Genomic DNA, 12241 nt, shown 5'->3' with positions numbered 1-12241 from the left:
CGTCGAGCGGGGCGCCAAGCTGTCGTCGCAACTGCTGGCCTTTGCGCGGCGTCAACCGTTGCGGCCGCTGGTGACGGACCTGGGGCGCTTGCTGCGCCGCATGCATGAGCTGATCCGGCGCGCGCTGGGCGAAGCGATTGCCGAGGAAACCTTCATCAGCGAAGGCTTGTGGCATACCCTGGTCGACCCGAACCAGATGGAAAACGTGCTGCTGAACATGGCCATCAACGCGCGCGACGCGATGCAGAAGGGCGGGCGCCTGACTTTTACCTTGAGCAATGTCACGCTGGATGCCGCCTACGCCAGCCGGCATGCGGACGTGCTGGAGGGGCAATACGTGCTGCTGACCATCACCGACACGGGCCATGGCATGGCGCGCGACGTGATCGACCAGATATTCGAGCCTTTCTTCACGACCAAGCGTGAAGGCGAGGGCACGGGCCTGGGCCTGTCCATGGCTTACGGCTTCATCCGCCAGAGCGCGGGCCACATCAAGGTGCACAGCGCGCCGGGCGCCGGCACGACGTTCAAGATTTACCTGCCCCGTTCGCTGGAAACGCTGGCCGAGCCGCCACCAGGCCTGACGGGCCCCGTGCTGGGCGGCAGCGAGACCATCCTCGTGGTGGAAGACGATGCTCCTGTGCAGCATACCGTGGTCGACATGCTGCGCGGCCTCGGCTACGACGTGCTGCATGCGGACGATGGCGCCTCGGCGCTGGCCCTGCTGGGCACAGGCGTGGCCATCGACCTGTTGTTTACAGATGTGGTGATGCCGGGCCCCGTCAGCAGCAAGGAGCTGGCGCAGCAGGCCAAATTGCTGCTGCCGGAGCTGGCCATCCTGTTTACCTCGGGTTACACGCACAATGCCATCATGCAGGGCGGGCGGCTGGACCCGGGCGTGGAGCTGTTGAGCAAGCCCTACCAGCGCGAAGACCTGGCGCGGCGCATCCGCCATTTGCTGGCCGACCGCCGCCTGGTGGGCGCGCCCGACCCGTCCGGGCGGCGCATCCTGCTGGTGGAAGATAATGACGATGCACGCGAAATGACGACGGAAATGCTCAATATGCTGGGCCACACCGTGCACGGCGTGTCCAGCGCGGAGGAAGCCTTGCCCCTGCTGGCCTTGCCGGGCCTGGACGTGCTGGTGACGGACATCAGCCTGCCCACCATGTCCGGCCTGGAACTGGCGCGCCATGCGCGCGCGCACTGGCCGCAGCTGGACGTGGTGTTTGCTTCCGGCCACGACTGGGGCGCCAGCCTGATGCAGGACGCCAGCGCGCGCTTCCTGCGCAAGCCGTTTGGCCTGGAAGAGCTGGCCGGCGCACTGAAGGCGCGCCGGCTCGACGTTTACTAGATGGTTAGTCCGGCGGCAGCAAGGCTTGCTGCAATTGTTCCATGGTAAATGGTTTCACCAGGAAGCGCGCCTGCGGGTCAAGCACGCCGGAATTGGCTGGCGCATGGCCGGTGGAAAACACCACTTCCAGCTGCGGATGGTCGCGCGCCGCAACCTCGGCCAGCTCGACGCCCGACATCTGCGGCAGGCTGATATCGGTCAGCAACAGCTCCAGTCCCGGCGTGCCCAGCAGGGGCAAGGCTTCCTCGGCCGTGCCCACGGCCAGCACCGTGTGTCCCAGCATGTCCAGCAGCTCGCCCGTCATGGCGCGCGCGTCCGCATTGTCTTCCACCAATAGGATATGTCGCGCCTCCGATTGCGCGGGCGTGGGAGACTGCGGCGCCAGCTGCGCGCGGTACTGGTGCAGGGCCGTCACGTGGCGGCCATTGGCCAGCAAGTGGCGGATGCGCCGCGCCAGGTCTTCGCGCCGGTAGGGCTTACTCAACAATTCGACGCCCGGTTCCAGCCGGCCTCCCTGCATCATGGCGTCCTGCGTGTAGCCCGAGGTAAACAGCACGGCCAGCTGCGGCAGCAGCGCGCGGGCCTGGCGCGCCAGCGCCGTGCTGGCCACCTTGCCCGGCATCACCACGTCCGTAAACAGCAGGTCGATGGGGACGCCGCTGCCGATGATGGCCAGCGCGCTTTCGCCATCGCTGGCGCGCAGCACGACATAGCCGAGGCCGCGCAGCATGTCCACCACCGTCGTCTGCACCTGCACGTCGTCTTCCACGACAAGGATGGTTTCCTTGCCGCCCAGCACGGGGCCGCCCAGTTGCAGCGGCAGTTCCGTTTCCGCTTCAAGCGAACGCGGCAGATAGATGCGGAAGGTGCTGCCATGGCCCGGTAAACTGTCCACCGTCAGGTGGCCGCCGCTCTGGCGCAGGAAACCGTAGGCCATGGACAGGCCCAGTCCCGTGCCTTCGCCTTCGCGCTTGGTGGTAAAGAACGGTTCGAAAATCTTGTCCAGCAGTTCCGCGGGAATGCCCGTTCCCGTGTCCGAGACGGCCAGCTGCACGTAGTCGCCGGGCGTCACGTCCGCATGGCGGGCCGCGTAGTCGTTGCCCAGCACGCAGTTGCTCAGTTCGATGGTCAGCTGGCCCTGGCCATCCATGGCGTCGCGCGCATTGATGGCCAGGTTGAGGATAACGTTTTCCAGCTGGTGCGGGTCGACCAGGGCGCGCCAGCAATTGTCGGCCAGCAGCAAGCGCGTTTCGATGGTTTCACCGGTGGCGCGCCGCAGCAGCTCTTCCGTTGCGCGCAGCAGTTGCGCCAGGTCCGTCACCAGCGGTTTCAATGGCTGGCGCCGCGCAAAGGCCAGCAACTGGGCCGACAGCTTGGCACCCCGTTCCACGGCGGCAGAGGCGCTGGCGATGCGCTTGGCGGCCAGCGGGTCGTCGTCCAGGCCCAGCTGCAGCAGTTGCAGATTGCCGGAGATAATTTGCAGGACGTTATTGAAATCATGGGCCACGCCGCCCGTCAGCTTGCCCAGCGCTTCGAGTTTTTGCGATTGCAGCAGGGCCATTTCGCTGTGGCGCAACGATTCCTGCATGCTGTGCAAGGTGTTTTGTGCCTCTTTTTCCAGGGTGACATGGCGCCCGGTGGCAAACACCAGGTCGCCTTCGGGCGCCGCCACCCACGACAGCCAGCGGTGGCCGCCATCGCGGTGCCGGTAGCGGTTTTCAAAGCTGGGCATGGATTCCTTGCCGACCTGCAGCAAGGCCTGGCGCGTGGCGGCGGCGTCCTCGGGCAGCACGAAATCGAAGATGCTGCGGCCCAGCATTTCCTCGGGCAGCCAGCCCAGGATGGCGCCGGCGGCCGGGTTGACGGCGGCGAAGCAGCCTTCGGCATCGATGGCCACCATCAGGTCTTGCGCGCTGCGCCACAGCCGTTCGCGCTCGCTGTTGCGCGCGGCCAGGTCCGCTTCCAGCTTCTTTTCCACCGTGATGTCGCGCGCGCTGCAATACACCTTGTCGCCTTCGGGCACGGCCACCCACGACAGCCAGTGCCAGCCGCCCAGCTTGTGGCGGTAGCGGTTTTCGAAGCGCAAGGCAGGCTGGCCCTGGTTGGCCGCCTCCCAGGCCGCATGCGTGCGCGGCAAGTCCTCGGGATGGATCAGTTCCAGGAACTTCGTCGTGCGGATTTCCTCTGCCGACCAGCCCAGGGTGGCTTGCCAGGCTGGGTTCGAATGTTCGAAATAGCCGTCGAGGTTGAGCACGCCCAGCAAATCGGGGCTGACGTTCCAGGTGCGGCCGAACTCGCGCGTGCGTTCGGCCACTTGCGTTTCCATGCTGGCACTGAGGGTGCGCAGCCGCGCTTCCGCCTGGGCCCGCAAAATGGTCGACCAGACCCGTTCCGACACTTGCACGGCCAGTTCGATTTCGTCCGCATGCCACAGGCGCGCCGTGCGGCTGTGCACGACGAACAGGGCCGCCAGCTGGCCATCCTTGGCAATGGGAATGTTGAGGAAGGCACGGATGCCCAGCCGCGCAAACGTGGCCAGTGCGGCCGGCATGGCCGTGCGCGGGTCGCTTGCCACATCGCTCACGGCCAGCGCCTGGCCCGCGCCGAGCGCCTCGGCCAGGCCTGCCGCGTAATCGCCGAGGAAATACTCGCCGGCGGCGCCCGGCGCCAGGCCATCGCTCCACGCATGCTGGAGGGTGGGGCACTGCAGGGCCTGGTCGATATCGAAACAGGCTACTTGCTGGGCGCCCAGGCGTTGCCCCAGCAGCTGCGCCGACAGGGAAAGGATCTCGCCCGTGTCTTGCAGCAGGCGCAGCCGGCGCTCCAGTTGCAGCAAAAAGGCGACGCCGCTGGCGCCGGCCTGGCTGCTGGTGGCAGGGGAGGTGGTCATGCGGGCCTCAGCTGCCGGCCAGCGGCAGGGTGACGCTGAACAGGGCGCCATTGCCGGGCTGGCTTTGCAAGGTGATGGCGCCGCCATGCGCATCGACCAGTTGCTTGGTGATGAACAGGCCCAGGCCCAGGCCGCCAGTGCGGTCCTGGTGGATGACGCGTTCGAAGGCGTCGAAAATGCGTTCCTGGTCGCGCGCGTTGATGCCGATGCCATGGTCGCGCACTTCGATGACGGCGCTGTTCTGCGTGTGCGCCAGGCTGATTTCCACAGGCTGGCCCTGGCCGTAGCGCACGGCATTGCTGATCAGGTTGACAACAATTTGCTCGACGCGGAAGGCATCCCAGAAACCCTGGATGGGTTCGAAGGCCAGCACTTCCAGCACGCTGCCCGTCGTGGCCGCATACGGTGCCAGGTCGTCAGCCACCCGGCGCACGAGGCTGGTCAGGTCGACGGCTTCGCGGCGGATCGACAGCTTGCCGCTGGTGATGCGCGAGACGTCGAGCATGTCGTCGATCAGGCGCACCATGCTGCGGATTTGCCGCCCGTCGCGCGCCACCATCTTGCCCAGCTTTTCCGGTTCAAAGGCGGCCAGGTTGCCCCGTTCCAGGTTGACGGTGCGCATCTGCGTCTCGAGGAATAACGTATTTAATGGGGTGCGCAGTTCGTGCGCCACCATGGACATGAATTCGTCGCGCAGGCGCAGCGAGCGCTGCAGTTCCGCTTGCGTGGCGCGCAATTCCTTCAGCAGCGCTTCCTGCTGCAGGCGGCTGTGCTCGAGCGCCTGTACCTGGCGCCGCGTTTCGCTGCGCTGCTGGTGCAGGGCAACGAACACATTGACCTTGCTTTGCACGGCATTGATGTCGAGCGGCTTGTGCAGGAAATCGACGGCGCCGCTTTCATAGCCCTGGAAGGCGAAATTCATTTCCTTGCCAGCGGCCGTGACGAAGACGATGGGGATGTGGCGCGTCTTTTCCGTGCCGCGCATCAATTGCGCCAGTTCAAAACCATCCATTTCCGGCATCTGCACGTCGAGGATGGCCAGCGCGAAATCGTGCTCCAGTAGCAGGGCCAGCGCTTCTTCGCCTGAGGAGGCCTGGTAGACGCTGCGGTCGCTCTCGCGGATCAGCGCATTGAGCGCGCGCAAGTTTTCCGGCAAATCGTCGACGATCAGCAGTTTGGTGCTTGTTTCATTCATCATGTTTCATTCCTGGCATGGCTTTGCCGTCCAGCGTAGTGGGAAGCAGCGTGCGACGGCGCACGCTTGCGGTAGAGCTTTTCGGGACCCGGCAATGGCTCGAAGTCGGCGGCAAAGCGGGTGAAATGCGTGCTTTCCTTGCTGCCCAGGCCCAGGAAACCCCGGTGGCACAGCGAATCGTGGAACAGGCCCAGGGCCCGTTCCTGCAAGGTTTTGTTGAAGTAAATCAGCACGTTACGGCAGCAAATCAATTGCGTTTCAATAAAAACGCTGTCCGTGGACAGGCTGTGGTCGGCAAAGTTGATCCTGTCGAGCAGGCGCTGCTGGAAACGCGCAGTGACATGTTCGACCGTGTAATAGTCGGCCAGCTGGCCCAGGCCGCCCGCGGCCAGGTAGTTGGCGCCATATTCATCGAGCCGGTGCAGCGGATACACGCCGCGCGCGGCCGTGGCCAGCGCTTGCGGATTGATATCGGTGGCGTAAATCGTGCTGCGTTCAAGCAAGCCTTCCTCGTGCAGCACGATGGCCAGCGACAGCGCTTCTTCGCCCGTGCAGCAGCCGGCCACCCAGATCGTCGGCGACGGGTAGGTTTTCAGCACGGGCACCACCTGTTCGCGCAAGGCGAGAAAAAACGCCGGGTCGCGGAACATTTGCGTGACTGGTACAGTCAAAATCTGCAGCAGCTTGCCAAAGGCGGTCGCATCGCCGAGCACCAGCTGTTGCAAGGCAGTCAAGTCGGCGCAATGGAAGCGTTCGAGCGCCTGATTCAGGCGGCGCCGCTGCGAGGGCAGCGAGTAGTCGCGAAAATCATAGCTGTAGCGCTGATAGATCGCTTCCATCAGCGCCTGCAGTTGCGCATCCGTGTAACGCAGCGACATCAGTGACGCTCCAATCGATGGCGCAGCAGAGGCCGGTGGCGCAGGCGATGTTGCATCACATGCGTTCCATCTTCGGCATCCATACGCGCAGCAGCGAATACAGGCGGTCCAGGTCGATCGGCTTGGCCAGGTAATCGGAGGCGCCCGCCTGCAGGCATTCTTCCTGGTCATTCTTCATGGCCTTGGCCGTGATTGCGATGATGGGCAGCTTGTTGTAGCGGCCGTCGGCGCGTATCAAGCGCGTCGCTTCCAGGCCATCCATGCCCGGCATCATGACATCCATCAACACGAGGTCGATATCGTCTACGCTGTTGAGCTTGCTGATGGCTTCGAAGCCGTTGCGGCCGATTTCCACCACCACGCCTTTCTGTTCCAGCGCATTCGTCAGGGCAAAGATATTGCGCACGTCGTCGTCCACCAGCAAAATCTTGCGCCCTTCAAACACGCGTTCGCGGCTGCGCACCTGCTGCAGCATGCCCTGGCGCTCGCTCGACAGTTCGGACTCCACCTTGTGCAGGAAGAGGGTGACTTCGTCGAGCAGGCGCTCGGGCGAGCGGGCGCCCTTGATGATGATGGAACGCGAATACTTCATCAGGTCCGCTTCTTCTTCGCGGCTCAGGTTGCGGCCCGTGTAGACGATGACGGGCGGGAACGAGCACAGCTCTTCATGTTCCATGCGTTCGAGCAATTCGTTGCCCTGGATATCGGGCAGCTTCAAGTCGATGATCATGCAGTCGAAAATCTGCGTTTTCAGCAATTCCAGCGCCTGCTCGCCCAGGGCCACTGCCGTGATTTCCACGTCGTCGTCGCTAATCAGGTGCACCACGCTTTCACGCTGGCGTTCGTCGTCCTCGACCAGCAGGATGCGTTTCATCTGCTGCGTAAACTTCGATTCGAGCTTGCGGAACACTTCCTTCAACTGCTCGCGCGTGCGCGGCTTGGTGGCGTAACCGATGGCGCCCAGCTGCATGGCTTCCTGGATCTGGTCATTGCCGGAGACGATGTGCACGGGAATGTGGCGCGTCAGCGGGTTTTCCTTGAGCTGCTGCAAGACCAGCAAGCCCGGGCGGTCCGGCAGGCCCATGTCGAGCAGGATGGCGTCGGGCAGGAATTCTTCCGCCAGGCGCAAGCCTTCGTCGGCGCCGTGCGCCACCAGGCAGCGGTATTGCATTTCATGCGCGAGGTCGAACAGGATGCCGGCAAACGACGGTTCATCCTCGATCACCAGCACGGAACGCTGGCCGGTCTTGACAGCCGGCACGCTATTCCTGTCATCCTGGAAGGTGGGCAGCGGCACGGGCTTGGCGGCGGGCGTCGCCTTGGGCGCGGCGGCCGCGGCGGGTGCTTGCGGCGCGGCCGTGGGTACTGCCGCCGCTTCCACTGCGCGTTCCGGCATGGCGGCCGGCAGCACGAGGGTGAACGTGCTGCCCTGGCCAGGTGTGCTGGCCAGTTCGATGCTGCCGCCGAGCAAGGCGGCCAGGTCGCGCGAAATCGACAGGCCCAGGCCCGTGCCGCCATAGCGGCGGCTGGTGGTGCCGTCGGCCTGGTGGAAGGCGTCGAAAATCTTGTGCTGCTGGTCGTCGGCGATGCCGATGCCCGTATCCTGCACCTGGAAGCGCACCTGGCCGGCGGCACCGGTGTTCACGTGCAGCGATACCGTGCCCGCATCGGTGAACTTGATGGCGTTCGACAGCAGGTTTTTCAGGATTTGCTCGAGGCGCTGGCGGTCGCTGACGAATGACGGCGGGGCGTCAGGCGCCACCTTGATGTCAAATACCAGTTTCTTTTGCTGCGCCTGGGCACCGAACAGCATCCTCATGCTGCTGAGCAGTTCGTCGAAGGGCACTGCTTCCGGCGTCAGTTCCAGCTTGCCCGCCTCGACCTTGGAAATGTCGAGGATATCGTTGATAAGGGTGAGTAAGTCGTTGCCGGCCGAATAAATGGTTTGCGCGAAGGTCACTTGCTCCGGCGTCAGGTTGCCGCTGGTATTGTCCGACAGCAGTTTCGACAGGATGAGCGAGCTGTTCAGCGGCGTGCGCAGCTCATGCGACATGTTCGCCAGGAATTCGGACTTGTAGCGGCTGGCCCGCTGCAACTCTTCCGCACGGGCTTCCAGCTGGGCATGCGCTTCGCCGATGGCCATGTTTTTCTGGTCCAGCGACAGCGCCTGCACGGCCAGCTGCTCGTTCGACTGCTCCAGCGCCGCCTTTTGCTCTTCCAGGTGGGCTTGCGACTGTTCCAGCACGCGCGACTGCTCGCCCAGCTCTTCATTGGCCGTGCGCAGTTCTTCCTGCTGCACTTCCAGTTCTTCATTCAGTTGCTGCGTTTCTTCCAGCACATTTTGCAGGCGCTGGCGGTACAGGGCCGCTTCCAGCGAGGTGCCGACATTCGCCGCAATCAGGTTCAGCCATTCCTTGGCGCGGGGACTGACGGGATGCGTAAAGCCCAATTCGATGACGCCGTTGACGGCGCCTTCATTGTTGACTGGCGTCAAGACCAGTTCCAGCGGCGTGCCGCGGCCCAGGCTTGACGTCACGGTCAGGTAATCGTCGGGCACCTGCCGTATATGCTTGAGGCGTTTTTCGCGCGCCGTCTCGCCCACCAGGCCTTCGCCCAGCTTGAAGACTTGCTTGTCCTTCACGCCCTGGTCGTTGAAACCGTACACGGCCGTGCGGCGCAGGCTGCCATCCTCGTCGACGACGTACAGGGTGGCGACGGCCACGTCGAGGCGGTGGGCCAGGAAATCGAGCACGTGACGTCCCAGTTGCGGCAGGCCCAGCTGGCCGCTCGTGTGCGCCGCCAGTTCCGTCTGGCCCGTGCGCAGCCAGGCTTGCTCCTGCAGCACGTCGTTGTCCTTGCCGCGCTGTTCGAGCGCATCGTTGTAGATATCGGACAGGCGCAGCAGTTCGCGCCGTCCCAGATAGGCCAGCAGGCCCGACAATCCCAGGCTGAGGACGAGGAATACGACCACGGCCAGCATGGTGCGGCTTTCGGCCGTATCGGCCCTTTCCTGGCGCAGCCGCTGTTCCATGGACAGGAAAGTGAGGAATTCGCGGCGGATTTCGTCAAATTCCAGCTTGCCTTCACCCTGGCGCACGCGCGCGAGGAATTCCTGGTTGCTGCGGCGCTGGGCGATCACGCCTTCGGCGTAATCGAGCCACTGGCCTTGCAGCGCGCGGATGCGGCGCAAGCGGTCCACCTGGATGGGACTGTCGGATACCAGTTCCAGCAGGGTGGTCATTTCGACGGCGATCTTCGCCTTGCCCGATTTATATGGCGCCAAAAACGTTTCGTCGCCCGTCAGCAGGTAGCCGCGCATGCCCGTTTCCAGGTCGACCGACAACTTCATGACTTCATTTGCATTGCCGATCACCCGTTCGGAATGCTCGACCGAGCGCAGGGCCGAGAGCAGGTAAGCGATGAGGCCGACAAACACGAGGGCCGTGATGACCCCGATGACCAGCGGCAAGGTGACATTGCGGGCGAGGATGCGGCGAAAGCTGAAGGAATCGATCGGGGTCTTGGTATTCATCATGTCCGTATAAGGCTGTCGCGAAAAAATCAATTTTAATTGAAATGCAAGCTTTCTGGTGGTCAAGCATAGCGTGCGCTAGCATAACAGCCTTGGGGACAATTTCCGACTTACAAGACTGTGTAAAGCGTGGTAGCGCACGGATGAAAGTCAAGGAAAAATCAAGTTGGCCACGATTGAGGCAGATCAACGAGATTGGCTGTTGCCATCCTAAGATGCAGGAGGTGGTGGCGTTCTTGCGGACGGCCGCCGTGTGCAAGCCAGAGCCCATGCAGGAGGACATCATGGCCAATCATTTGATACAGCGCGATGCGCTCAACCCCTTGGGGCGTTTTGACCCGTTCAGCGACATGGAAGACATGATGCGCGACTTTTTGTTGCCCGCCTTGCGCGCGCGCGACGTGGGCAATGGACGCATGCGTGTCGACATTGCCGAAACCGAGCAAGCTTATCTGGTGCAGGCAGACATTCCAGGCGTCAACAAGGACGATATCAAGGTCTCCATCGACGGCAACCGCGTCTCCATCAGCGCCGAACTCAAGAACGAAAGGGTGACGCGCGACGGCGGAGGCAAGGTCGTGCGCAGTGAACGCGAGTACGGCCAGCAATACCGTAGCTTCGTGCTGCAGCATGAAGTGGACGAGGCCGGTGCGCAGGCCCGCTATGAAAATGGCGTGTTGCTGCTCGACTTGCCGAAGAAGGAAGGCACGGGCGGGCGGCTGCTGGCGATACAGTGACACGGGCCGGGGCATGAAAAAACGCCGGACGGAGCCGGCGTTTTTTTTGAGGGGGCTGGGTGGCAGCGCGCTGCCACCCGGTTTGCCTCTATATATATGTCAGTCGCGGATTTCCAGCGCCCGGTTCAGGCTCAGGGCGGCCAGCGAGGCGACGGCGCCTGACAGCAGGTAGAAGCTGACATAGGCGAGGCCGAAGTTGGCCGACAGGCCCAGCGCCACCAGCGGGGCGAAGCCGGCGCCGACCAGCCAGGCCAGGTCGGACGTCAATGCCGCGCCCGTGTAGCGGAAGCGGGCAGGGAAGTTGGCCGTCACGGCGCCGGCTGCCTGGCCGTAGGACAAGCCCAGCAGGCTGAAGCCGACGAGGATGAAGACATCCTGGCCGAAGTTGCCGCCACCCATCAGGGTCGGCACGAAGGCGCTGAAGATGGCGATCAGCACGGCCAGCACGCCCAGGGTGGTGCGGCGGCCCACCTTATCGGCCAGCAAGCCGGAAATCACCACGCCGATGGCAGCCAGCACGGCGCCCATCATTTGCACTTGCAGGAAGTCCGAAGCGGAACGCGTCTGGTAGACGGAAATCCACGACAGCGGGAACACGGTCACCAGGTGGAACAGGGCGTAGCTGGCCAGCGCGGCGAGGGCGCCGATCAGCACGTTGCGTCCCTGGCCGCGGCTCATTTCAAACACGCTCACGGGCTGCAGTTCGCGTTCGTCCAGCAGGCGCGCATATTCATTCGTCGACACCAGGCGCAAGCGGGCAAACAGGGCCACCACGTTGATGGCGAATGCCACATAGAACGGATAGCGCCAGCCCCAGTCGAGGAAGTCTTCATCCGTCAGGGTGGTCAGCATGAACCAGAACAGGCCGGCGGCGATCAGGAAGCCGGCGGGCGCACCCAGCTGGCCCAGCATGGCGTACCAGCCGCGCTTGTTTTCCGGCGCGTTCAGGGCCAGCAGCGATGGCAGGCCATCCCATGAACCGCCCAGCGCCACGCCCTGGCCGATGCGCAGCACGGACAGCCAGATGATGGCGGCAAAGCCCAGGTGCGAATAGGTTGGCAGGAAGGCGATGCCGGCCGTCGACACGCCCAGCAGGAAGAGGGCGATCGTCAGCTTGGCGCTGCGTCCCATGCGGCGCTGGATCTCCATGAAGATCACGGTGCCGAAGGGGCGGGCGATGAAGGCGAACGAGAAAATCAGGAACGCATATAAGGTACCTTCCAGGCGTTCTTCAAATGGGAAGAAGACGCGCGGAAACACCAGCACCGAGGCGATGGCGTAGACAAAGAAGTCAAAGTATTCGGAAGCGCGGCCGATGATCACGCCGACGGCGATCTCACCAGGGTCGATATGCGATTCGACCGTGCCGGCCCCGCGTGCGTCGCGCAGGGAGTGGGGGGAAAAGTCGGCGGGTACATCCCCGCTGTGTATGCGCGTGCTGGACATGATGATCGTCTCCAATATAGTTTCGAGTTCGGCCAACGCGTAACTTACTCCGGGTGTCTCACGCCCGGAGTAGGACTATTCATCAGGTAGCCGTAGGAAAACTCCGCGTCTACGCAGTGAAAGTCCGAGCAAGGGGTAGGACAAAACGTCCAATTGCCAACGCGCTCCAGTGAGAATACAGTACCATATCTTCATCCCCTGTACTGGAC

7 protein-coding genes are annotated in these 12241 nt (G+C 63.5%); 2 read left to right on the top strand and 5 right to left on the bottom strand.

Features of this window, described 5'->3' with window-relative positions:
* Positions 1-58: 58 nt before the first annotated feature.
* On the top strand, positions 59-1354 hold the full coding sequence (locus U0004_RS16210; RefSeq protein WP_070253742.1) for a response regulator: 1296 nt from the start codon (positions 59-61) through the stop codon (positions 1352-1354).
* 4 nt (positions 1355-1358) lie between these two features.
* On the opposite strand, the gene U0004_RS16205 is transcribed toward U0004_RS16210, so the two are convergent.
* Genes U0004_RS16205 through U0004_RS16190 form a run of 4 tightly spaced genes read right to left on the bottom strand, consistent with a single transcriptional unit; the run spans position 1359 to position 9849 of the window.
* Complete coding sequence (locus U0004_RS16205) at positions 1359-4244, bottom strand: hybrid sensor histidine kinase/response regulator (RefSeq protein WP_070253741.1); 2886 nt, start codon at positions 4242-4244, stop codon at positions 1359-1361.
* Positions 4245-4251: 7 nt separating this feature from the next.
* Positions 4252-5442: a hybrid sensor histidine kinase/response regulator gene (locus U0004_RS16200; RefSeq protein WP_070253740.1), complete on the bottom strand. Its 1191-nt coding sequence runs from the start codon at positions 5440-5442 to the stop codon at positions 4252-4254.
* Complete coding sequence (locus U0004_RS16195) at positions 5439-6317, bottom strand: CheR family methyltransferase (RefSeq protein ID WP_081345421.1); 879 nt, start codon at positions 6315-6317, stop codon at positions 5439-5441. Before U0004_RS16195 ends, U0004_RS16200 begins: the two co-directional genes overlap by 4 nt.
* Before the next feature lie 55 nt (positions 6318-6372).
* Complete coding sequence (locus tag U0004_RS16190; protein WP_115057623.1) at positions 6373-9849, bottom strand: response regulator; 3477 nt, start codon at positions 9847-9849, stop codon at positions 6373-6375.
* 284 nt (positions 9850-10133) lie between these two features.
* On the opposite strand from U0004_RS16190, the gene U0004_RS16185 reads away from it, so the two are divergent.
* The gene (locus tag U0004_RS16185; protein WP_070253491.1) at positions 10134-10586 is read left to right on the top strand and encodes an Hsp20/alpha crystallin family protein; all 453 of its coding nucleotides are present in this window, start codon (positions 10134-10136) and stop codon (positions 10584-10586) included.
* Positions 10587-10685: 99 nt separating this feature from the next.
* On the opposite strand, the gene U0004_RS16180 is transcribed toward U0004_RS16185, so the two are convergent.
* Complete coding sequence (locus tag U0004_RS16180) at positions 10686-12032, bottom strand: MFS transporter (protein WP_070253490.1); 1347 nt, start codon at positions 12030-12032, stop codon at positions 10686-10688.
* Between the last annotated feature and the right edge of the window lie 209 nt (positions 12033-12241).

Origin of the sequence: Janthinobacterium lividum, from assembly GCF_034424625.1 — a bacterium.
Lineage (GTDB): Bacteria > Pseudomonadota > Gammaproteobacteria > Burkholderiales > Burkholderiaceae_D > Janthinobacterium > Janthinobacterium lividum.
The sequence above is the reverse complement of the archived record's forward strand: the minus strand, read 5'-3'. Positions and strand labels throughout refer to the sequence as shown.

Excerpts from the sequence above, each read along its gene's own strand:
- U0004_RS16205 (WP_070253741.1), bottom strand. The coding sequence starts at position 4,244 with ATGACCACCTCCCCTGCCACCAGCAGCCAGGCCGGCGCCAGCGGCGTC.
- U0004_RS16200 (WP_070253740.1), bottom strand. The coding sequence starts at position 5,442 with ATGATGAATGAAACAAGCACCAAACTGCTGATCGTCGACGATTTGCCG.
- U0004_RS16195 (WP_081345421.1), bottom strand. The coding sequence starts at position 6,317 with ATGTCGCTGCGTTACACGGATGCGCAACTGCAGGCGCTGATGGAAGCG.
- U0004_RS16190 (WP_115057623.1), bottom strand. The coding sequence starts at position 9,849 with ATGAATACCAAGACCCCGATCGATTCCTTCAGCTTTCGCCGCATCCTC.
- U0004_RS16185 (WP_070253491.1), top strand. The coding sequence starts at position 10,134 with ATGGCCAATCATTTGATACAGCGCGATGCGCTCAACCCCTTGGGGCGT.
- U0004_RS16180 (WP_070253490.1), bottom strand. The coding sequence starts at position 12,032 with ATGTCCAGCACGCGCATACACAGCGGGGATGTACCCGCCGACTTTTCC.